Here is a 22,012-nt window from a genome sequence, read left to right as displayed (position 1 = left end):
GCGGCGACGCTCATCGCCGCGCCGCGTACGCGCGTAGATGCTCGACCTGGTCGCGGTCGAGCGAGGGCCGTACGGCATCGCGTGCCGTCGCGACGTCGGCGGCGGTGACGTCGGCGGCGTCGATGCTCCGGCGCATCGCGGCGAGCGCCGATTCCCGCAGCAGCGCTGCGCAATCCGCCGCGGAGTAGCCGTCGAGATCGACGGCGAGCGCCGCGAGATCGACGTCGTCGCCGAGCGGGACGGTGCGCCCCGCGGTCCGCAGGATCGCCTCGCGGGCCTCGGCGTCGGGCGGCGGGACGAACACGAGCCGCTCGAGCCGGCCGGGCCGCAGCAGCGCCGGGTCGATGAGATCGGGACGGTTCGTGGCGCCGAGCACGACGACGTCGCGCATCGGCTCGACGCCGTCGAGTTCGGTGAGCAGCGCGGCGACGACGCGGTCGCCGACACCCGAGTCGCCGGTCTGCCCGCGGCGCGGGGCGAGGGCGTCGATCTCGTCGAGGAAGATCAGCGACGGCGCCGAGTTGCGGGCGCGTTCGAACAGTTCACGTACCGCCTTCTCGGACGAGCCGACCCACTTGTCCATCAGTTCGGCGCCCTTGACGGCATGCACGCTGAGCTGGCCCGAGCCCGCGAGAGCCCGGACGAGGAAGGTCTTGCCGCATCCGGGCGGGCCGTACAGCAGCACGCCGCGCGGCGGCTCGACGCCGAGCCGCGCGAACGAGTCGGGATGCTGCAGCGGCCACAGCACGGCCTCGGTGAGGGCCTGTTTGGTCTCGGTCATGTCGCCGACGTCGTCGAGCGAGATACTGCCGATCGCGAGTTCCTCGCTGCCCGAGCGCGACAGCGGCCGGATCACCTCGAGCGCGCCGGTCAGGTCCTGTTGCGTCAGTGCCGGTTCGGCGTCGCCGTCGTCGTCGCGGCTTCGGGATGCGGCCCGCAGTGCGGCCTCGCGGCACAGCGCGGCGAGGTCGGCCGCGACGAAGCCCGGGGTCCGCGCCGCGATCGCCCCGAGGTCGACGTCGGCGGTGGGGACCGATCCGAGCAGCGACTGCAGTAGGGCGCGGCGAGTCGCGGCGTCGGGCAGGGCGAGGGTGATCTCGCGGTCGCACAGCTCGGGCGCGCGGAGGCGGGAGTCGACGGCGCCCGGGTGCGCCGTCGTCGCGACGAGGGCGACGCCGCGGGTGTCGACGGCCTCGCGCAGCAGGTCGAGGACGATCGTCGACACCGGCTCGGGCGCCTGGGGGAGCAGCGCGTCGACGTCGGTGACGAGCAGCACGCCGCCGCGAGCCACCTCGGCGACGGCGGACCGGACGCGGTCGCTGCGTCCCGCCGCGTCGAGGGCGCCGACGGAGGGGCCGTCGAGTTCGACGACGTGGCGGTCCGCGAGCACCGAGCGGGCGAGCGTCGCCTTGCCGACGCCAGCGGGACCGGTGACCAGGACGCCGAGGCGGGGCGACGCGCCGAGCCGGTCGAGGAGTTCGGGTTCGTCGAGGGCGAGTGCGAGCCACTCGGTGAGCCGCGCGACCTGCGTTCCGACGCCCACGAGTTCGTTCACGGACGCGACGTCGCGTCGCCGGGCCGGTGGGCTCGCGGTGGCGGCCGTGGCCGTGGCAGGACCGCTCGGCGACGGCGCGTACGCGGCCGGGGCGTCCGTGGCAGGGGCCGGGACCGAGCGCGTGCCGTCGCCCCACGCGACGGCGGAGTTGGGTTGCACGCTCACCGGGCCGCTCGGGTCGGTGCCGGTGACGGTGAGCAGTTCGGTCGTCCACGCGACACCGAACGTGCGCGAGAGCGCGCGGCTGGTGTCCGCGGTGCTCGTGCCGGGGCCGAGATCGCGGGGCAGCAGCGAGACGGCGTCGCCGACCGTGAGGACCTTCCCGAGCAGCGACTTGCGCAGCGTCGGGCCGTCGATCGACCGCTCGGCGAGGGTGCCGCCGCGGACCGTGACGCGCCGCGCCTCGTGGACGACCGCCGCCGTCACGACGACGGACGAGTTCTCGCCGAGTCCGGTGTTCGAGAGCGTCACGTCGTCGAGCAGGATCGTGCCGGGCGCGATGGCGGTCCCGGCGAGCGCGGCGACCGTCGCGGTGGTGCGCGATCCGACGAGCGTGATCGCGTCCCACTCGCGGATGCCCAGTGCCGCGAACGCCTCGGGGTGCAGGCGCGCGATCCCGCGCCGGGAATCCGCGGCGGACAGGGTGAGGCGGACGGTCAGTGTCAGTTCGGCTGCGGCCACGACCTCGACGATACGGTGCGGGTCAGGTGTGATCGCGACCGCGCGATTCGGGGCGGCGCAGCCCGAGCCTGCGCGCCTCGGACGAGTGCCGGCGGCTCGGATCGCGGCGGATCGCCCGCCGCTCCCGAGCGGGGAAATCCCAGGTGTCGGGACGTGCGGCGACCCAGCGCTGCGAGCGGATCGCGAACGGGATGTGCACGAGGTACCCGCCGACGAGCACGAGCAGCAGGATGAACGGGTACGTCACGAGTGCCGCCGCGCCGACCGCGACGAGCACGAGCAGCCCGGCCGCCATGCGCGGCGGCACCGAGAGCCGCTTGAGTGCGAGCGTCGGGACGCGGCTGACGACGAGGACCGACGAGAACAGGATCCATGCCGCGACGAGCCCGTAGGACTCCCACCAGCCGTCTCCCCACTGCGCCGACGCGGCGAGCGGAGCGAGCGCCACGAGTGCGCCTGCAGGGGCGGGGACGCCCACGAAGTAGTCCTTCGAGTACGCGGGCATCTCTTCGTCGAGGAGCGTGTTGAAGCGGGCGAGTCGCAGCACGGTGCACACCGCGAACACGAGCGCGAGGATCCAGCCGTTGGCGTGGCCGTCGAGCAGCGTCACGTACAGCACGAGCGCGGGCGCGACGCCGAAGGAGATCGCGTCGGCGAGCGAATCGAGTTCGGCGCCGATCTTGCTCGTGGCGTCGAGCAGACGTGCGACGCGGCCGTCGAGCGAATCGAGGACGGCGGCGGCGCCCACGAAGCCGATCGCCGTTCCGATCTGCCCGTCGAGCGCGAACTTCACGGACGACAGGCCCGCGCACAGCGCGAGGATCGTGATGACGCTGGGCAGCAGCCGGACGGCGTTCTGAGGTCTGCGGCGCGGGACGGTGCCCGCCGCGCGGGACGGTCCGCGGCGAGAGGGCGAGTCGGCGTTCACGGCAGCCGGGCGAGGACGGTCTCGGCGCCGACGCTGCGCTGGCCCGGGAGGACGAGGATCTCGGAGCCCGCGGGGAGGTAGGTGTCGACGCGGGAGCCGAACCGGATGAGCCCGTACGTGTCGCCGAGCGTGATCGCGTCGCCGACGCGGGCGTCGCACACGATGCGGCGGGCGATGAGGCCGGCGATCTGCACGACGCCGACGTCCTGGCCGTCGGCGGTGTGGATGCGCATGCTGGTGCGTTCGTTGACCTCGCTCGCGTCGGCGAGGTCGGCCGACAGGAACTGCCCGTCGCGGTGGACGACCTCGGCGACGGTGCCCGCGACGGGGCTGCGCTGCACGTGGACGTCGAGCACGGACAGGAAGATGCTCACGCGGGGGAGCGGTTCGGTGCCGAGCGCGAGTTCGGGCGGCGGTGTCGCGGTGTCGACGAGCGCGACCTCGCCGTCGGCAGGGGCGACGACGACGCCGGGGAGGTTGGGGGGAACGCGGCTCGGGTTGCGGAAGAACGCGGCGCAGGCTCCGGCCGCGCCGAGGCCCGCGGTGCGGACCCACCGATTCCGGCGGCCGAGCGCCGCCACCGCGAGGGGGCCCACGACGAAGGGGATTCCGGCGCGATGCATCGGCGGAACGCTCTTGCGTACCAGCGAGACGATGTGGGCCGCGCTGGTCGGCTTCGCGGTTCCGGCGGGTACGGGCTTGCGGGCCACGGGCTCCTCAATCGGGTAGGCACGTGCCGCCCTGTCGGGCCGCGCCGTGTCGGTGGGTCGGGACGGGCTCCCAGAATAGGGCGTCGGCGGTGTTCGTGGCGGTTCAGCCCCGTGCGCTGCGCCACTGCCCGCCGCCCACGCGGGGTGCCCGCGCTCCCCGACCCGCGCGACGGCGGATCAGACGGTGGTCCGCGACTGCTCGGCGGCGGCCTTCACACGCGCGAGGGTGCTCTCGATGCCCTTGCGCAGTTCGTCCTCGAAGCCGTCGTTGCCACCGAGGACCCACTTCACGAGCAGCTGCGAGACCGCGCTCGTCCCGTTGGGTGCCTCGCGGCGCTCGGTGAGCCGCGATCCGGTCTCGGTCGGCTCGATCTCGTAGCGCCACACGGTGCGGTTCTCGGCGATCCGGAACGCGATGGTGCGGTTGGGGACGAACTCGACGACCTTCGCCGTCGTGGGCCACACGAGCAGGCCCTGGCGGTTGACGTTGACGGTGCGGGTGCCGTGTTCGACGACGCCGCCGAGGACGAACATCCTGCGGCACTGCGGGCTCCATTCGCCCATCCGCTTCAGATCGGCGACGACGGCCCAGACGTCCTGGGGCCGGGCGTCGATGTCGATGGACGCTTCGAGGGTGCTCGCTGCCACGGTGGGCTCCTTCTCGGTCTGACGGTTCTCGGTCGGCGGTTGGTGGTACCGCAGGTCACAACAACCGCGAGCATACGGCAGAACCGGTCGCCGTCGGTGACGCGGTTCACAGTCCGCTCGGCGTGGCATGGCCCGATATTCCGCACAGCGCCCGTACGAACGCGCACCATGGGAAGAGTGCGTCGGAGGAATCCGGCGAACACCCGAGCAGATGCAGCGGACTCGAGGAGTTGATCGACCGATGAACCTGCTGGCGAGAATGCGCTGGTCCCGCGGTGATTCCGTACCACTGCTGAAGTCCGCGCGCAGTGCAGGACGACGCAAGGCATGGTGTTCCGAGGAGTTCGAGAGACTCCTCACCCCGACGGAGATCGAACAGGTGCAGCGCGGCCGGATGTAGTCACAGCTGCAAGGGACGCTACGCCTGCCCTCGCCGTCCCGAAACAGGCGGGGAGATGGCCCCTTTCGGCGGGGACTTCGTCCCCTTCTCGACGCGTCGGCCCGGGGCGACGATTTTCAGCATGTGCGTCCCATGTGTTCTCTCCCAGACCGTGGTGGGTCGTCGTGGTTGATCTCGCTCCCGCCCCACACGACTCGCCCACACCCCCGTCGGCTCGCCCGCATCCCGAGCGCGTAGCGCCGAAGGGCAGCTTCATCGTCAAGATGCTCACGACGACGGACCACAAGGTCCTCGGCGTGATGTACATCGTCAGTGCGTTCGTGTTCTTCCTGATCGCGGGCCTGATGGCGTTGCTCATCCGAGCCGAGCTCGCGGCGCCCGGTCTGCAGTTCCTGTCGAACGAGCAGTACAACCAGCTGTTCACGATGCACGGCACGCTGATGCTGCTGCAGTTCGCGATGCCGGTGTTCTTCGGTTTCGCGAACTTCCTGCTCCCGCTGCAGATCGGGTCCCCGGACGTCGCCTTCCCGCGGCTGAACGCCATGAGCTACTGGCTGTTCTTCTTCGGGTCGGTGGCTGCTCTTCTCGGCTTCGTGACGCCGGGCGGTGCTGCCGACTTCGGCTGGACGGCGTACGTGCCGCTGAGCAACGAGCTGCATTCGCCGGGGCTCGGAGCGGACCTGTGGATCCTCGGTATCGCTGCCGGCGGTCTCGGCACGATCCTCGGTGCGGTGAACTTCGTGACGACGATCGTGTGCCTGCGCGCGCCCGGCATGACGATGTTCCGGATGCCGATCTTCACGTGGAATGTATTCGTGGCGTCGCTGCTGACGCTGCTCGTGTTCCCGCTGCTCGCGGCCGCGCTCATCGCGCTCTGGTACGACCGTCACCTCGGCGGGCACATATTCGATCCCGCTACCGGCGGGGTGATGTTGTGGCAGCACCTGTTCTGGTTCTTCGGTCACCCCGAGGTGTACATCATCGTGTTGCCGTTCTTCGGCATCGTGTCGGAGATCTTCCCGGTGTTCAGCCGTAAGCCGATCTTCGGGTACAGCGGTCTGGTGTACGCGACGCTCGGTATCGCGGCGCTCTCGATCGCGGTGTGGGCGCACCACATGTACGCGACCGGTGCGGTGCTGCTCCCGTACTTCTCGTTCATGACGTTCATGATCGGTGTTCCGACGGGCGTGAAGATCTTCAACTGGATCGGCACGATGTGGAAGGGCCAGTTGACGTTCGAGACGCCGATGCTCTTCTCGGTCGGCTTCCTCGCGATCTTCCTGTTCGGTGGTCTCTCGGGCATCATCCTGGCGAGCCCGCCGCTGGACTTCCACATCACGGACACGTATTTCGTTGTCGCCCACTTCCACTACGTGCTCACCGGTGCGGTGCTGTTCTCGACGTACGCGGCGGTGTACTTCTGGTTCCCCAAGATGACGGGCCGGATGATGGACGAGCGTCTCGGCAAGTGGCACTTCTGGCTCACCACGGTCGGTTTCAACCTGACGTTCCTCGTCCAGCACTGGCTGGGTAACGAGGGCATGCCGCGCCGGTACGCCGACTACCTGCCGACGGACGGATTCACGACGCTCAACATGATCTCGACGATCGGTGCGTTCGTGCTCGGGCTCTCGACGCTCCCGTTCCTGTGGAACGTGTTCAAGAGCTACCGCTACGGCAAGGTCGTCACGGTCGACGATCCGTGGGGTTACGGCAATTCGCTCGAATGGGCGACGTCCTGCCCGCCGCCGCGACACAACTTCACGTCGCTGCCGCGGATCCGGTCCGAGCGCCCCGCGTTCGAGCTGCACTACCCGCACATGGTCGACCGGCTGCGCGCGGAGGCGCACGTCGGGCCCGGCAGCAAGAAGAAACATCCCGAGGCGCTCGCCGCAGCGTCGAAGTAGGGGGCTGTCCCGGCGCTAGGATCGGCCCATGACCGGGCTGCTGGACGGAACCGCGCGTGGCGTGTTGTTCGACATCGACGGCGTGCTCGTGACGTCGTGGAATCCGATCGGCGGTGCCGCAGAGGCGGTGGAGGACGTCCGCGCGAGGGGGCTCGCGCGGGCGTTCCTCACCAACACGACCTCGAAGTCCACCGAGCAGATCGTGGAGCTGCTCGCCGGTGCGGGGATCGACGTCGAGGTCCGGGAGATCGTGACGGCGGCCCGGCTCACCGCGGAGTATCTGCGGACGACCTACCCGGGCCGGCGGGTGTGGATGCTCAATCACGGTGACATCGCCGAGGACTTCGCCGACATCGAGTTCGACGAGGCCGACCCCGAGGTGGTCGTGCTCGGCGGGGCCGGGTCGGAGTACACGCACGAGGCACTCAGTCGCGCGGTCGATCTGGTGCTCGGGGGTGTTCCCGCCGTCGCGATGCACCGCGGGCAGGTGTGGGCGGCGGCGGACGGCCTTCGCGTGGACGTCGGGACGTACCTTCCGGGCATCGAGGAGGTCACCGGTACCCGCATCGTGTCGGTCGGAAAGCCCGGTGTGTCCGCCTTTCTCGCGGCGACCGAACTCATGGGCACGATGCCCGAGCAGACGATCATGGTCGGCGACGACCTCACGAGCGACGTTCTGCGAGCCCAGCAGGTCGGGTTGACGGGGGTGCTCGTGAAGACGGGGAAGTTCCGCGACTCGGTGCTCTCGCTCTCGCCGGAGCGGCCCGATCATGTGCTCGAGTCGGTCGCGGATCTCCCCACGCTGCTCGACCGCCTCGCGTGAGGTTGTAGCTCGAAGCCCGGCCGTGGGCAACGGCTTTCGAGCGTGTCGTCCGTGGCGACGGGGGAGCTCCGGGAGGGTAGTCTGCGCGCAGCCCAGTCGGGGCGCCGCGACCTTCCGTACCGCTGTTGAGGAGCTTTCATGATGCGATCCCTGCCCGCCCGTTCCCGTTCGCTGCGCCGCTCGGCAGTGCGAGTCGCGGGTGCCGCGGCCGTCGTGCTCGGCACGGCGCTCGGGCTCTCGGCGGTCGGAGCGGGGGCGGCGTCGGCGCAGCCGGCGGTGTGCGTCTCGCCGCCGTCGGACAACGACATCCAGGTTCACGGCACGGCGAGCTGCGGCGCGAAGGCGTCGGACGGCGGCTGGGTGCAGTCGGGCGCGATCGATTCGGGAACGGCCGTGGGGGTCGCACAGGGGCCGGACGCGCAGACGCAGTCGTATGCGAGCGGCTACGGGACGGCCCTCGGCGCGTCCACGGGCGGGCAGGCGTGGGCGCTCGCGCTCGGCGGCGGCATCGCGCACTCGGGTGCGGCTCCCGGTGCGCTCACGATCGCGATCGCCGGCTGGGGGTCGGGCGCGACCGCCGACGTGAACGGGGTCGACTGCACCGGTGCGCTGTCGTTCGCCGCGAACCTGCAGACCGGGCAGGTCTGCGCCTTCCGCTGATCGGATTCGTCGCCACGGGCGGCCCGGGACCACCGCGGTCCGGGGCCGCCCGCGGTCGTCTCGGGGGTGCCCGGCGCGTTGCACTCGACCTGTCCGAGTGCTAAAAATGCAGTTGGCACTCGCTGTGTGCGAGTGCCAGGTCGGGACGGTGAGGCCAGGCACACAGAGCCCTCGGTCGTCCGTCGCGGGCACTGACCCCGGCCACAGGCGTACTGAGGCGGCTCACACGCTGCCTTACACCCCTACCGGAGGATCACTTCGCAATGGCCAAGATCATCGCGTTCGACGAAGAGGCACGCCGTGGCCTCGAGCGGGGACTCAACAGCCTCGCCGACGCAGTCAAGGTGACGTTGGGCCCCAAGGGCCGCAACGTCGTTCTCGAGAAGAAGTGGGGCGCCCCCACGATCACCAACGATGGTGTGTCCATCGCCAAGGAGATCGAGCTCGAGGACCCGTACGAGAAGATCGGCGCAGAGCTGGTCAAGGAAGTCGCCAAGAAGACGGACGACGTCGCGGGCGACGGCACCACCACCGCCACCGTTCTCGCTCAGGCACTCGTCCGCGAGGGCCTGCGCAACGTCGCTGCCGGCGCGAACCCGCTCGGCCTCAAGCGCGGCATCGAGAAGGCCACCGCGGCCGTCACCGAGAAGCTGCTGGAGTCGGCCAAGGAGATCGACACCAAGGAGCAGATCGCTGCGACCGCCGGCATCTCCGCCGGTGACGCCTCGATCGGCGAGCTCATCGCCGAGGCGATGGACAAGGTCGGCAAGGAAGGCGTCATCACGGTCGAGGAGGCGCAGACCTTCGGGCTGTCGCTGGAGCTCACCGAGGGCATGCGCTTCGACAAGGGCTACATCTCGGCGTACTTCGCCACCGACGCCGAGCGTCAGGAAGCCGTCCTCGAAGACCCGTACATCCTGCTCGTCTCGAGCAAGATCTCGACGGTCAAGGACCTCCTGCCGCTGCTCGAGAAGGTCATCCAGTCGGGCAAGCCGCTGCTGATCATCGCCGAGGACGTCGACGGCGAGGCACTGTCCACGCTGGTCGTCAACAAGATCCGTGGCACCTTCAAGTCCGTCGCCGTCAAGGCTCCGGGCTTCGGTGACCGCCGCAAGGCTCAGCTCGCCGACATCGCCATCCTCACCGGTGGCGAGGTCATCAGCGAAGAGGTCGGCCTCTCGCTCGAGACCGCCGGCATCGAGCTGCTCGGCCAGGCGCGCAAGGTCGTCGTCACGAAGGACGAGACCACGATCGTCGAGGGTGCGGGCGACTCGGAGGCCATCGCCGGCCGTGTCAACCAGATCCGCGCCGAGATCGAGAACAGCGACTCGGACTACGACCGCGAGAAGCTGCAGGAGCGGCTCGCGAAGCTCGCCGGCGGCGTCGCCGTCATCAAGGCGGGCGCGGCCACCGAGGTCGAGCTCAAGGAGCGCAAGCACCGCATCGAGGACGCCGTCCGCAATGCGAAGGCTGCCGTCGAAGAGGGCATCGTCGCCGGTGGTGGCGTCGCGCTGCTGCAGGCGAGCCCGGTCCTCGACGACCTGAAGCTCGACGGCGACGAGGCGACGGGCGCGAACATCGTGCGCGTCGCGCTGTCGGCTCCGCTCAAGCAGATCGCGTTCAACGCCGGCCTCGAGCCCGGCGTCGTCGCGGAGAAGGTCTCCAACCTGCCCGCCGGCAGCGGCCTCAACGCCGCTACCGGTGAGTACGAGGACCTCCTCGCTGCGGGCATCAACGACCCGGTGAAGGTCACCCGCTCGGCGCTGCAGAACGCGGCGTCCATCGCGGCCCTGTTCCTCACCACCGAGGCCGTCGTCGCAGACAAGCCGGAGAAGGCCGCCGCTCCCATGGGCGACCCGACCGGTGGCATGGGCGGCATGGACTTCTGATTCGTCGGAAGTTCTGCCACCAGGCACGGACAGACCGAGAGCCCGGCTCCACTTCGGTGGAGCCGGGCTCTCGGCGTATCCGAACGCTCGGCGAGGTCTTCGCAGCACGGCGATTCTCGCCACGAATTGCGCGATCTCTCATCGTCGACGCTGCGCGGTCCGCCGATTGTCCGGCGCACCGAGCGTGCATGGGGCGAGTCGATTCGACACTCGGTGTTTCACTGGATGCGTGGCAGTAGCCACATGGAAATACCCGTATCGATCAGTCGCGGAAAGAATCGAGAGCGGCGAAGCTGGCCCCAGCAGCCGACGGGAGTGTCATCGAATTCGATACCCCCAGCCGCCGTAGTCAGCCCGAGATGTCACGATTCCCCAGCTCATGTCCTCTCCTTGAATTCCGGTGGAATTGCATTTCTCCTCGTTCGGGACCTTCGGGAATCGAATCGCTCGAATGGGACTGTCGAATGCATGTAGGAGTCGAGAGGGATTTTCCCGGGCTGTGGTGATCCCCGTTGCTGGTGGTCGGCCTACCGTCCTCTTGTGCGCGCGCCTGGCATGCCAGCGTCGCCTTCCGTTGTGGCCGAGACCTACGACTGCGGCGGACTGTTTCAGTTCCAGCGCGTGGGAAATTCGGCAGCAGCGGCAGAACTGTCGACACAAGCATCACATTTTCCACCTCGTCCCCATCGGTGAACCGGTGTCGAGGAAGCTCAGGACGCGGCCGCGGGAATCGGTATTCGATCCGGATCTGCCTGCAGACCAGGTATTGCTCGCCGGGCCAGTAGCGGCCGCAGTCTGTTGTGGAGTGACGAGTCCGCCGCAGGTGAGCGCCAGGGTGGCGGCAGTGATGATCAGCGCGGCGCGGCGCGATCCGCCCGACCGTGCAGGGCGTCGGCCTCGTGTGGTCACGAACGCATAACAAACGATGGTGCAGTATGGCTTGTCGCACAACCGCCTCGTTAACGTGATCCACGTCATATCGGCGTATTCGCGTGCCACGTCGGCGGGCACGGGTCATCACAGGAGGATCACATGGGCTCGACCACCATCACAGAGATCGTCACCTTCGTCTTCGACATCTTGAGCCAGTTCGTCGTCTTCTTCAGCTGAGCGGCTCTTCAGCTCTTCCACTTCTGTAGCCCGGGTCGCTCCGACCCGGGCCCGTTGATCCGAAGGAGCCGTCATGGGAAGCCTTGCCGGCGGACTCGACTTCATCACCGAGTTCGTCATCCTCGTTCTGTCCGTCGCGCCGGCTGTCATCACCGGCTCGCTCTGACCAAAAAGGAACCACCGTCATGGGAAGTATCACCGCGGGTCTCGACGACCTCACCGGATGGGTCGAGCTGATCCTCCTGATCGTTCCGCAGCTGATCACCGGCTCGCTCTGAGTTCGCGCCGACGTGTCGCGGCCTCTCGCACGTCCGACACCACATATCGTGCGATGGATCACCCCACCGATCACCGGTTCCACCCGCCGCTCGGCGTCACGCGCGGTGCACGTCCAGACGAAGGAGACCACCCCGTGCGGTTCGGATTCGCTCGCAACACCGTCAGGGCGCTCGTCGTTCTCGTCGCCGCCGCGGTGCTCGCTCCCGCGGGTCCTGCATTCGCTCAGACCACCGACCGGCTCGTCGAGATCTCCGTGTACTCCGAGGCGATGGGGCGCGAGATTCCGCTGCGAGTGCTGCGGCCCGCCGACACCTCCGTGCCGAGGCCGACGCTCTACCTGCTCAACGGTGCGGGTGGTGGTGAGGACGCCGCGAACTGGTTCGACCGCACCGACATTCGCGAGTTCTTCGCCGACGAGAACGTCAACGTCGTGGTGCCGATGTCGGGCGCCTTCAACTACTACACCGACTGGATCGCGGACGATCCCGAGCTCGGCCGCCACAAGTGGACGACCTTCCTCACCAGTGAGCTACCGCCCCAGATCGACGCGCGCTTCGGCACGACGGGCGTGAACGCGCTCGCCGGCATCTCGATGGCGGGAACGTCCGTGCTCAGCCTCGCGCAGTCGGCGCCGGAGCTCTACCGGTCCGTCGGCGCGTACAGCGGCTGCGCCGAGACCAGTACTCCGCTGGGCCGTCTCGCGATCCAGCTCGTCGTCGAGGCGCGCGGCGGGGGCGACACCGAGAACATGTGGGGCTCACCCGAGGGCGGCGGCTGGGAGGCGCACGATCCCGTCGTGAACGCGGAGCGGTTGCGCGGCATCGACCTCTACGTCAGCAGCGGCTCCGGACTCCCGGGGCAGTACGACCGTCTCGACGCCCCCGGCATCGAGGGCGACGTCGAACTCTACGCGAACCAGATGCTCCTCGGGACGACGATCGAGGCAGCCACCAACGTGTGCACGCACCGGCTCGCGCACCGGCTCGGCGAACTCGGCATCCCGGCGACGTTCGACTTCCGTCCCACCGGGACTCACTCCTGGATGTACTGGCAGGAACAGCTGCATGCGTCGTGGCCGCTCCTCCGCGCCGCACTCACCCGCTGACCGATGCGGCCGACGGTGCGTCACACCGGCCGCCTGGTCGTGACCGCCGGCACTCCGAAAAACACCCTCTCACCTGCGCTTTTGTGATGCGTTACACGCGTTGTCGGTGATCTCCGCCACGTGGCCGAATCGTTGACCAGCGCGTTCATCTGCACGTCATTTCGTAGGTCACCTACCCGGCCGATTCCGCTGCTACCTTCTCGCACGTGACCACGAGTCACAGGTAAAACACCGAGGTAGGGAGTGGAAAATGGGTTCCATCGCGACTGTCACGACCATCGTCGAGGTCTTCAAGATCCTGCAGGAGATCGTGCCGATCATCGTGTCGGCCAGCTGACACGTCGGCGGGCCGCGGGCGCACCGGAGGGACCTTGGAGGGTTGGTGCACCCGCGGCCCCAGTGTTTCCACCACCACTACGGAGTGCAGACCGCACTCGCGAGAGATCATTCCTCCGGCATGATGACCCACGCGGCGACGTAGGCGAGAAGCCCGCCGCCCGTCGTGAGGAGCGTCGCGAGGACGACGAGAACGCGCACGAGATTGGCATCGATGCCGAAGTAGTGTGCGATTCCACCGCACACGCCGGAGATCTTTCGGTCCGTCCGCGAGCGCACGAACCGCTTGGAGGCGTTGCCGGGGTTCGGGGTCGTGTATTCGTTCATGTTTCCAGGATGACGCGTGGGTTCCGCCGCGGCATCGGTGATCACCCGGGCGCGATCCCTGATTTTTCGCGTCGTCCCTGGACATGCGACCATTCGTTTCGAGTCGGCCGGATCGGCGCTGATCACGGCCACGACGCCAGACCAGAGGTGAGTTCATGCATCAGTCCGAAGCCAATCGGTCCAAGCCCCATCGGTCCGAACTCTTCGTCAACTCCATGAGGTGGATCACGGCGGCCGCGCTCGCCGCGGGTACCGCGCTCGCGGTCGCTCCGGCCGCCACCGCCCAGCCGTCGACGGGAACGTCGTCGCTCGTCCGGACCGACGAGCGGGGCGAGCGTCAGCTCGACATCACCGTCTATTCCGCCGCGATGGATCGTGAGATCCCGTTGCGCGTCCTCACTCCCGCGGACACGTCGGAGCCGCGCCCCACGCTCTACCTGCTCAACGGTGCGGGCGGCGGAGAGGACGCCGCGACGTGGGATGCGCAGACCGACGTCGTCGAGTTCTTCGCCGACAAGAACGTCAACGTCGTCACACCGACGGCGGGCGCTTTCAGCTACTACTCCGACTGGGAGCAGGACGACCCGGTCCTCGGCCGCAACAAGTGGACGACCTTCCTCACCCAGGAACTGCCGCCCATCATCGACGAGACCTTCGGGACGACCGGCGTCAACTCGATCGCCGGAATCTCGATGGCCGGCTCCTCGGTGCTCTCGCTCGCGCAGGCGGCACCCGACCTGTACCGCAGCGTCGGGGCGTACTCGGGCTGCGCCCAGACCGCGACGCAGCCGGGCCGGATGTACGTCGACCTGGTCGTCGAGGGCCGCGGCGGCGCCGACTCGGAGAACATGTGGGGCCCCAAGGGCGGCCCCGGATGGATCGCCAACGATCCCACCGCGAACGCCGAGAAGCTGCGCGGCCTCGAGATCTACGTCAGCTCGGGCACCGGCATTCCCGGCCCGTACGATGCGCTGAGTGCACCCGGCATCGACGGTGACACCGACGAGTTCACGAGCCGGATGATCATGGGCACCGTGATCGAAGCGGCCGTCAACCAGTGCACGCACACTCTCGCCGGACGCCTGGGCGAGCTGGGCATCCCCGCGACCTTCGACTTCCAGCCGATCGGCACGCACTCGTGGCCGTACTGGCAGGACCAGCTTCACAAGTCGTGGCCGATCCTCGCGGGACCGCTCGGCGTCTAGAGCCTCTCTCGGGTGTAGTTTCCGGGCATGGAGACCGTGAGGGTCAGCATGCCGGACGGCACCGTCACTCCCGTGCGATTGTTCGACGGGGGTGACGGTGCGCCCGTCGTCGTGATCCTCCCGGGTCTCGGCGTCCCCGGCGGTTACTACGACCTGCTCGCGGAACGACTCGTCGCGCACGGATTCAACGCCGCTATCGGCGAACTGCGCGGGCAGGGCGACAGCCGCCCGCGGCCGGGGCCGTCGAGCCGGTTCGGCTATCACGAACTCGTCAGCGTCGACCTGCCGGCGATGTTCGAGACGGTGCGGCTGCGGTTTCCCGAGAGCACGCCGTACCTGCTGGGACACAGCATGGGCGGCCAACTCGGTGTCCTCTATGCGGCGCGGGTGCGGCGCAGACTGGCAGGGTTGATCCTCGTCGCCTCGGGTTCGCCCTACCATCGCGGTTTCGGGGGCGCCCGGTCCGCGGGGCTGCTCGTGGGCTCCGCCGCGATGTCGATGACGGCGAACGTCGCCGGGTTCTGGCCCGGTGACCGATTCGACGTCGGCGGTTTCGGGCGGCAGTCGAAGACGCTCATCGCCGACTGGGCTCGATTCGCGCGGACGGGCCGTATCGTGCCGGCCGGCGCCGACATCGACTACGAGGAGCGGATCTCTCGGCTCACGCTGCCGGTCCTGTCGGTCACCGTCGAGGGCGACGACATGGCCCCCGAGCGTTCGGTGCGGGCCATGCTCGCCAAGTTTCCGGATGCCGACGTCACACGCTGGCACGAGCCGGAACGGTTGGGGCACAACGGATGGATTCGCGGCTCGCGCGGCGTCGTCGACCGGGTGGCCGAGTGGCTGCACGACCGCTGAGCGATGCTCGCTACGTCAGCGTCTCCCACAGGAACGTGTAGGTGAGCGCCGCCTTGAACGCCGACTGCTTGTTGTCGGCTGCGCCGCCGTGCCCGCCCTCGATGTTCTCGTAGTACCAGACACTCTCGCGGCCCTGTTCCTCGAGCAGGGCCACCATCTTGCGAGCGTGCCCGGGATGGACGCGGTCGTCACGGGTGGACGACGTGAACAGCACCGGCGGATACGTCCGGTCGGGATCGGTGTTGTGGTACGGCGAGTACTCGCGCAGGAACGCCCAGTCTTCCGGGTCGTCGGGGTCGCCGTATTCGGCCATCCACGACGCACCGGCGAGAAGCCGGTGATAGCGCGACATGTCCAGCAGCGGAACGGAACACACGATCGCACCGAACAACTCGGGGTAGCGGGTGAGCATGACGCCCGTGAGCAGGCCGCCGTTGCTGCCGCCCTGGACGCCGAGGTTGCGCGGCGTCGTGATTCCCCTGGCGACGAGATCGCGTGCGACGGCGGCGAAGTCCTCGTACGCGAGGTGGCGTCCCTCCCTGATGGCCTGCGTGTGCCACGCCGGGCCGTACTCGCCGCCGCCACGGATGTTCGCGACGACGTACACGCCGCCGCGCTCGATCCAGCCGCGCCCGATCGTGCCGCTGTAGCCGGGCACGAGCGAGTTCTCGAAGCCGCCGTAGCCGTAGAGCAGCGTCGGTGCGTTCGGCGGCAGGGCCGTGCGCCGCACCACGAAGTACGGGATCGCGGTGCCGTCGTCGGACGTCGCGAAGAACTGCTCGACGCTCGTGTCGGTGGTGTCGAAGAAGCCCGGCGCGCGCTTGACGGCCTCGAGCGGCGCGCCCGGTTCGCCGTACAGCAACGTCGACGGCGTCGTGAAGCCGCTCGCGTTGACGAAGAAGGCGTTGCCGGAACGGGAATCGGCCGCCACGACGGAACTGCTCGTGAGCTCGGGGATGCCGTCGACCGGCTGCGACGTCCACGGCTCGCCGGCGGCCGCGGGCGTCAGCACGTGCATCGCGGTGCGAACGTCGGTGAGCGTCACCAGGATCAGGTGATCGCGCAGCCACACCGCCTGATCGAGCGAGGTGTGCGGGTCGGGCGTGAAGAGCGGAATCAGCGTGCGGTCGCCCGCCGTCCAGGCGTCGTAGTCGGCGGCGAGCAGCGAACCGGCCGGGTACGTCGCGCCGCCGATCTCCCAGTCGGTGCGCGGCCGGATCGTGAGCCACTGCCGGTGCACGCCCATCCCGGCGTCCTCGGGAACGTCGATCCGGACGAATTCGCCGTCGGGCAGCTTCTCGAACCGCTCCGAACGGTAGAAGTCGAGCGACCGCGAGACGAACGTGCGCTCGAAGCCCTCGGTGTCGTCGTAACCGGTGCCGACGGAGACGTCGGTCCGCTCGCCCTCGAAGACCGTCTCGGCGTCGGCGAGCGGAGTGCCGCGCCGCCACAGCTTGGACACGCGTGGGTAGCCGGAATCGGTGAGCGAACCGGGACCGAAGTCGGTCTCGACGTACACCGAATCGCGGTCGATCCACTCGATACCGCTCTTCGCCTCGTCGAGTTCGAAGGCATCGGCGCCCGTCACGAACTCCCGTGTCGCCATGTCGAATTCGCGCACGACGGCGGCATCCGCGCCACCGCGCGACAGCGAGAGCAGGGCGCGCGACTGGTCCGGACGCAGGACGGAGGCGCCCGCCCACACCCAGTTCTCGTCCTCGGCGGCGGCGAGTGCGTCGACGTCGAGCACGACGTCCCACTCGGGGGCCTCGGTGCGATACGACGCGAGAGTCGTGCGCCGCCAGAGCCCGCGGGGATGCTCGGCGTCGCGCCAGAAGTTGTAGAGCCACTCGCCGCGCATGCTCACGTACGGAATGCGGGCGTCGGTGTCGAGGACCTCGAGGATGCGGCTCTCGAGTTCGGCGAACTCCGGGGCGTCGGCGAACTCGGCGACGGCGCGGGCGCCGCGTTCGCGCACCCAGTCGAGCGCCGTCTCGGAGGTGACCTCTTCCAACCACAGATGCGGATCGCTCATGCGCCCCATTGTGGCACCGCGACGATTCGTCACCACGGCGCACCGCGACCATCTCGCGACGGCGTGGCGCGGGCCGACCGTACGCTGACCGGATGCGGCAGATCGGTGCGCGGGACGCGCAGGCACTGTGGGTGTCGCGGCGCATCCGCACCGATCAGTTCCAGCTGTACTGCTTCGACGGTGGCGACGCCGAGCAGGCTCGCGGCGAGATTCTGCTGCGCGCGGCCACGGTCCCCGAACTCGGGCGCGCGGTGTGCGAGGTCCCCGGCACTCTCGATCTGCCCTATCTCGTGCCGGGACCGCCGCCCGCCGAACGGGTGCTGATCCACGCCGCGCGGTCGTGGCGCGAGGTGCAGACCGCGCTCGCGGCGTCGACCGCGACGTCGCTGAGTGCCCGCGCGCCGTGGCGGGTCGAGGTGTATCCGGGTGTGACCGGGGCGCCCGGGTGCGACGGCCCCGCGCTCGTCGCGGTGTTCGTGATCGCGCACTTCGTCGCCGACGGCGTGCGCGCCGGCGAGATCGCGCGCACCCTGTTCGGCGACGGTGCGACCAGGGCGGAACGCATGCCGGTACGCAGGCCCGGCCCCGCTCGCATCGCGGTGCGCGCCGCCGGCCACGAGATCGCGCGGTCGTTGCGCAGGCGCAGCGCGACGACGCGCGCCACCGCGGCCCGCGCCGAACTCGACAGTGCGACCGAGGCGGGAGCGATCGCGCCGCCGCCCGCGGGCCGGGAGCTCACCCGTCTCGACGCCGACCCCGGCGATGCGCACGCGGTGCGCGTCCTCGTGCGAGACCGCGCGTCCCTCACCGGACCGGGCGTCTCGGTGACGGCGGGCGCGTGCACCGCGATCTCGCTGGCGATCGAGCGATATCTGACGGCGGCGGGCGACGACGTCCCGGCCTCGCTCGGCGCGGAGCTGCCCGTCGCGGCCCGTGTGCGGTCCGGCGCGAGCGCGAATCAGTACGCCAACGCCTCGGTGACGCTCGCACCCGGAGTGCGTGACCTCGCCGCGCGCGCCGCCGTGATCGCCGCCGACCTCGCGGCCCAGGCCGAGCGCATCCGTTACCGGATGATGCTGGACCTCGACGGGCCCTTCGACGCCGCATCGCCGCGCGTGCTCCACCGCGAGGTCGGCCGGTTCCCGCTCCACATCCGGCCGCCGTCCGTCTCGGGCAACACCGTCGTCTCGAGCGTCGCGCGCGGCGCCGCCGACCTCGTCCTCGGCGGCGGAACGGTGCGATTCACGTCCGGCTTCCCGGGACTGTCGCCCGCGATGGCCCTGACGCACGGCGTGCACGGCATCGGTGAGACCGTCGCGATCGGCGTCCATGCCGGGCTGCGCGCCGTCCCGGATCCGGACGGCTACACGGCCCTGCTGGGCGGTGCGCTGGACGAGGTCGCGCAGGCAGTGCGGGAGACGCGAACCCGCAGGTAGAGGTTACCTGCGGGTAACCGGACCATCCGCTGACGCGGGAAACGGGCCCGACTACCCTGGGGGCTTGTGACCTCACACTATGACGTCGTTGTCCTCGGAGCAGGCCCCGGTGGGTACGTCGCAGCCATCCGCGCGGCACAGCTGGGATTGAGCACCGCCATCGTCGAGAAGAAGTACTGGGGCGGTGTGTGTCTCAACGTGGGCTGCATCCCCTCCAAGGCACTTCTCCGGAACGCCGAACTCGCGCATCTCTTCACGAAAGAGGCGAAGACCTTCGGCATCTCGGGTGAAGCATCGTTCGACTTCGGTGCGGCGTTCGATCGCAGCCGCAAGGTCGCGGAGGGGCGCGTCAAGGGCGTGCACTTCCTGATGAAGAAGAACAAGATCACCGAGTACGACGGGCTCGGATCCTTCACCGGCTCCAACTCGCTGTCGGTCGATCTCACCAAGGGCGGAAGCGAGGAGATCACGTTCGACAACGTGATCATCGCGACCGGCTCCGTCACCAAGCTGCTGCCAGGCACGTCGCTGAGCGACAACGTCGTGACGTACGAAGAGCAGATCATGACGCGTGACCTGCCCGGCTCGATCGTCATCGTCGGTGCCGGCGCGATCGGCATGGAGTTCGCGTACGTGCTCCGCAACTACGGCGTCGACGTCACGATCGTCGAATACCTCGACCGCGCGCTCCCCAACGAGGACGTCGACGTGTCGAAGGAGATCACGAAGGCGTACAAGAAGCTCGGCGTCACCATCAAGACCGGTGCGGCCGTCCAGTCGATCAACGACGAGGGCGACAAGGTCAGCGTCTCGATCAAGGACAACAAGTCCGGTGAGGTCGAGACCGTCGTCGCCGACAAGGTCATGCAGTCGGTCGGCTTCGCGCCGCGCGTCGAGGGCTACGGCCTCGACAAGCTCGGTGTCGAACTCGACAACCGCGGCGCTATCGAGATCGACGAGTACATGCGCACGAACGTCCCGCACGTGTACGCGATCGGCGACGTCACCGCGAAGCTGCAGCTCGCGCACGTCGCGGAGGCGCAGGGCGTCGTCGCGGCCGAGACGATCGGCGGAGCCGAGACGCTGCCGCTCGGCGACTACCGCATGATGCCGCGCGCGACCTTCTGCCAGCCGCAGGTCGCGAGCTTCGGACTCACGCAGGAGCAGGCCGAGGACGAGGGCTACGACGTCGAGGTGGCGACGTTCCCGTTCACCGCGAACGGCAAGGCGCACGGCCTCGGCGACGCCACCGGCTTCGTCAAGCTCATCGCCGACAAGAAGTACGGCGAGCTGCTCGGCGGGCACCTCATCGGCCCCGATGTCTCGGAGCTGTTGCCGGAGCTCACCCTCGCGCAGAAGTGGGACCTCACGGTCAACGAGCTCGCGCGCAACGTCCACACGCACCCGACGCTGTCGGAGGCGCTGCAGGAAGCGATCCACGGCCTCGCGGGCCACATGATCAACTTCTGACACCTGCCCCGGCACACCCCCTCTCTCTGTGGCGCGATGTCACATTCTGTGCGTTCAGCGCACACGGTGTGACATTGCGCCACAGGGGTTTCGGGGTAGCGGGGTTTCGGGGTTCGGGAGGGTAGCGGTATCGGGGCGTCAGCCGCCGAGCGAATCGACGATCGATTCGAGGTTCGCGGCCTGGAACTCGAGGTCGGTGTCGCCCGCGTCGCGTCCCTTCGGCAGGCTCGCCGTGAGTTCGTCGCGCGTCACGATCACGAGATCGTCGTCGGACGGATTCGACGCGAGCGTCGGTGCACCGCCCACGAGGACGAGCGCGGCGTCCGGATCCTTCGAATCGAGCAGGTCGCGCAGGTGTCCCGCGGTCACCGTCGTGGGCACGCTCTTGCCGGCCATGGCTTCTCCCTCGGTCGCCGTCCTGGGTCCTCCGTCAGCCAATCACACCCGTCGCGGCCGGACGCCGGAATCGCAGCGCGCGGATCGGTCGCGCGGACGGCCCCCGTGCGGCGCCCTCCGGTGGCATCGTGGAGGCATGAGCCAGGACATGGACAGCACACCCGAGGGGTCGGACGGCGAGTACAACCTCGACCAGGACGATCAACTGCAGCCCGAGGACACTCTCGAGGATCTCGGTGTCGACGACGTGCTCGACCAGGGCTTCTCGCCGCCCGAGCGGCCGCTCGGGCTCGACAAGCACGGCCTCACCGATTACGAGCAGCGCACCGGGGAGAGTCTCGATGAGCGGCTCGACGAGGAAGTGCCCGACGTCGGCTTGAGTTCGGACTACCAGGACCCGCTGCGGGTGTCGGCGGCCGAGGACGGCGAGGTTCCCCGCGATGCCGACGACGAGCTCGGCGACGATCGGGGAGACGTCGCGGGCGATCGGGAGTTCGCCGAGGACTACGAAGTGGGCGACGCGCGATCCGGGAGACTCGTCGCCGAGGACGAGGGAGTGGCGCCGGACACCGAGGCGGATCTGGTCGCGGGAGACGTCGGAATCGACGGGGCCGCTGCGTCCGCGGAGGAGGCGGCCGTCCACACCGTCGACGACGAGGACGAGGACGCCCTCGGGACCGCACCGGGCGACGAGGACTATTCGTGACATTTCCGGCACACCCGTGACCGGGGCGTTTCCGCAGGCTCGGAGCGGATTTCGATTCTCTCGGCATTGTCGCGACACGCGTCGGGTGTCGTTGAAGATGGAACGAGTGCGTGCCACAATACCGGACCCTTGCTGGTAGGGACGTGGTGGGGTAGCGTCACCCGTGGTTGAGCAGACAGCCGGAGTCGGAAAAGCGGCGCGGCTGGTACGCAGGGCCGGGGGGACGAGCAGCTTTCCGTGTCATTGTCCACAGAGGTGGGAGTGCCATGACTGTTATCGCAACCAAGACCATCTCCGCTCCCTGCCCCCGTGTCGTCGCCGAGGGGTCACAGCTCGGCAACGCATCGAATCCGACGGCGTGTGGGGCGGCGTCGTTCCGCGCCACCGAGATCGGAGACTCGATCGTCGTCGTCACCGTGAGCGGCGAGGTCGACCTGAGTTCGGCGGACGGGCTCCGCGAGTTCACGCTGAGCCGGATCGACGATCGGCGCGACCTCGTCCTCGATCTCTCCGCCGTCGACTTCTGCGGCACCGCGACACTCGCTGTC

Annotated in this window: 18 protein-coding genes; 11 read left to right on the top strand and 7 right to left on the bottom strand. The window is 69.1% G+C overall.

Annotated features, from left to right (window positions below):
* Positions 1–10 precede the first annotated feature (10 nt).
* From RR1_RS01865 to RR1_RS01850, 4 genes are all read right to left on the bottom strand, one after another.
* Entirely contained in the window at positions 11–2,236 is a 2,226-nt protein-coding gene (locus RR1_RS01865; protein ID WP_010836706.1) for an AAA family ATPase, read from the bottom strand.
* Positions 2,237–2,258: 22 nt separating this feature from the next.
* A complete protein-coding gene (gene pssA, locus RR1_RS01860) occupies positions 2,259–3,164 on the bottom strand; it encodes a CDP-diacylglycerol--serine O-phosphatidyltransferase (protein ID WP_010836705.1) in 906 nt (301 codons plus the stop codon).
* The gene (locus RR1_RS01855) at positions 3,161–3,874 is read right to left on the bottom strand and encodes a phosphatidylserine decarboxylase (protein WP_010836704.1); all 714 of its coding nucleotides are present in this window, start codon (positions 3,872–3,874) and stop codon (positions 3,161–3,163) included. The genes pssA and RR1_RS01855 overlap by 4 nt, the downstream gene beginning before the upstream one ends.
* 177 nt (positions 3,875–4,051) lie before the next feature.
* The gene (locus tag RR1_RS01850; protein WP_010836703.1) at positions 4,052–4,522 is read right to left on the bottom strand and encodes an SRPBCC family protein; all 471 of its coding nucleotides are present in this window, start codon (positions 4,520–4,522) and stop codon (positions 4,052–4,054) included.
* A 564-nt stretch (positions 4,523–5,086) separates the two neighbouring features.
* Here RR1_RS01850 and ctaD point away from each other — a divergent pair.
* From ctaD to RR1_RS01825, 5 genes are all read left to right on the top strand, one after another.
* Complete coding sequence (ctaD, locus tag RR1_RS01845; protein ID WP_071990689.1) at positions 5,087–6,829, top strand: aa3-type cytochrome oxidase subunit I; 1,743 nt, start codon at positions 5,087–5,089, stop codon at positions 6,827–6,829.
* A gap of 28 nt (positions 6,830–6,857) precedes the next feature.
* Complete coding sequence (locus RR1_RS01840) at positions 6,858–7,652, top strand: HAD-IIA family hydrolase (protein ID WP_010836698.1); 795 nt, start codon at positions 6,858–6,860, stop codon at positions 7,650–7,652.
* Between the two features lie 138 nt (positions 7,653–7,790).
* A complete protein-coding gene (locus tag RR1_RS01835) occupies positions 7,791–8,312 on the top strand; it encodes a DUF6764 family protein (RefSeq protein WP_010836697.1) in 522 nt (173 codons plus the stop codon).
* Between the two features lie 263 nt (positions 8,313–8,575).
* A complete protein-coding gene (groL, locus tag RR1_RS01830) occupies positions 8,576–10,201 on the top strand; it encodes a chaperonin GroEL (RefSeq protein WP_010836696.1) in 1,626 nt (541 codons plus the stop codon).
* A 1,522-nt stretch (positions 10,202–11,723) separates the two neighbouring features.
* Positions 11,724–12,695 (top strand): alpha/beta hydrolase, encoded by a 972-nt coding sequence (locus RR1_RS01825; RefSeq protein ID WP_040772207.1) that lies wholly within the window; start codon positions 11,724–11,726, stop codon positions 12,693–12,695.
* Between the two features lie 444 nt (positions 12,696–13,139).
* Here the strand turns inward: RR1_RS01825 and RR1_RS01820 are convergent, their stop codons facing one another.
* Positions 13,140–13,358, bottom strand: coding sequence for a PspC domain-containing protein (locus RR1_RS01820; RefSeq protein WP_040772206.1), 219 nt, complete (start codon positions 13,356–13,358; stop codon positions 13,140–13,142).
* A gap of 215 nt (positions 13,359–13,573) precedes the next feature.
* Here RR1_RS01820 and RR1_RS01815 point away from each other — a divergent pair, with 215 nt between their 5' ends.
* Positions 13,574–14,563 carry an alpha/beta hydrolase gene (locus RR1_RS01815; RefSeq protein ID WP_143153674.1) on the top strand — a complete coding sequence of 330 codons (990 nt, stop codon included), beginning with the start codon at positions 13,574–13,576 and terminating at the stop codon, positions 14,561–14,563.
* 27 nt (positions 14,564–14,590) lie between these two features.
* Positions 14,591–15,421, top strand: coding sequence for an alpha/beta hydrolase family protein (locus tag RR1_RS01810; protein WP_010836686.1), 831 nt, complete (start codon positions 14,591–14,593; stop codon positions 15,419–15,421).
* 10 nt (positions 15,422–15,431) lie between these two features.
* On the opposite strand, the gene RR1_RS01805 is transcribed toward RR1_RS01810, so the two are convergent.
* Entirely contained in the window at positions 15,432–17,456 is a 2,025-nt protein-coding gene (locus RR1_RS01805; protein ID WP_040772198.1) for a prolyl oligopeptidase family serine peptidase, read from the bottom strand.
* Between the two features lie 92 nt (positions 17,457–17,548).
* Between RR1_RS01805 and RR1_RS01800 the strand changes: the two genes are divergently transcribed.
* Complete coding sequence (locus RR1_RS01800; protein ID WP_010836684.1) at positions 17,549–18,892, top strand: hypothetical protein; 1,344 nt, start codon at positions 17,549–17,551, stop codon at positions 18,890–18,892.
* Between the two features lie 66 nt (positions 18,893–18,958).
* Complete coding sequence (lpdA, locus tag RR1_RS01795; RefSeq protein WP_010836683.1) at positions 18,959–20,362, top strand: dihydrolipoyl dehydrogenase; 1,404 nt, start codon at positions 18,959–18,961, stop codon at positions 20,360–20,362.
* Between the two features lie 138 nt (positions 20,363–20,500).
* Here lpdA and RR1_RS01790 read toward each other — a convergent pair whose 3' ends face one another.
* Complete coding sequence (locus RR1_RS01790; RefSeq protein WP_010836682.1) at positions 20,501–20,758, bottom strand: hypothetical protein; 258 nt, start codon at positions 20,756–20,758, stop codon at positions 20,501–20,503.
* Positions 20,759–20,894: 136 nt separating this feature from the next.
* Between RR1_RS01790 and RR1_RS01785 the strand changes: the two genes are divergently transcribed.
* Positions 20,895–21,464 carry a DUF5709 domain-containing protein gene (locus RR1_RS01785; protein ID WP_010836681.1) on the top strand — a complete coding sequence of 190 codons (570 nt, stop codon included), beginning with the start codon at positions 20,895–20,897 and terminating at the stop codon, positions 21,462–21,464.
* A 266-nt stretch (positions 21,465–21,730) separates the two neighbouring features.
* Positions 21,731–22,012 (top strand): STAS domain-containing protein (locus RR1_RS01780; protein ID WP_143153672.1); only part of this gene is annotated, 282 nt, incomplete at its 3' end.

The sequence above is a fragment of the Rhodococcus rhodnii NBRC 100604 genome (assembly GCF_001894925.1).
GTDB lineage: Bacteria > Actinomycetota > Actinomycetes > Mycobacteriales > Mycobacteriaceae > Rhodococcus_F > Rhodococcus_F rhodnii.
Note: the sequence above shows the minus strand (reverse complement) of the source record. Positions and strands in the feature narration are given on the sequence as shown.

Coding starts and splice junctions, on each gene's coding strand:
- RR1_RS01840 (WP_010836698.1), top strand. CDS start 6,858: ATGACCGGGCTGCTGGACGGAACCGCGCGTGGCGTGTTGTTCGACATC.
- RR1_RS01835 (WP_010836697.1), top strand. CDS start 7,791: ATGATGCGATCCCTGCCCGCCCGTTCCCGTTCGCTGCGCCGCTCGGCA.
- groL (WP_010836696.1), top strand. CDS start 8,576: ATGGCCAAGATCATCGCGTTCGACGAAGAGGCACGCCGTGGCCTCGAG.
- RR1_RS01820 (WP_040772206.1), bottom strand. CDS start 13,358: ATGAACGAATACACGACCCCGAACCCCGGCAACGCCTCCAAGCGGTTC.
- RR1_RS01815 (WP_143153674.1), top strand. CDS start 13,574: ATGAGGTGGATCACGGCGGCCGCGCTCGCCGCGGGTACCGCGCTCGCG.
- RR1_RS01810 (WP_010836686.1), top strand. CDS start 14,591: ATGGAGACCGTGAGGGTCAGCATGCCGGACGGCACCGTCACTCCCGTG.
- RR1_RS01805 (WP_040772198.1), bottom strand. CDS start 17,456: ATGAGCGATCCGCATCTGTGGTTGGAAGAGGTCACCTCCGAGACGGCG.
- RR1_RS01800 (WP_010836684.1), top strand. CDS start 17,549: ATGCGGCAGATCGGTGCGCGGGACGCGCAGGCACTGTGGGTGTCGCGG.
- RR1_RS01790 (WP_010836682.1), bottom strand. CDS start 20,758: ATGGCCGGCAAGAGCGTGCCCACGACGGTGACCGCGGGACACCTGCGC.
- RR1_RS01785 (WP_010836681.1), top strand. CDS start 20,895: ATGAGCCAGGACATGGACAGCACACCCGAGGGGTCGGACGGCGAGTAC.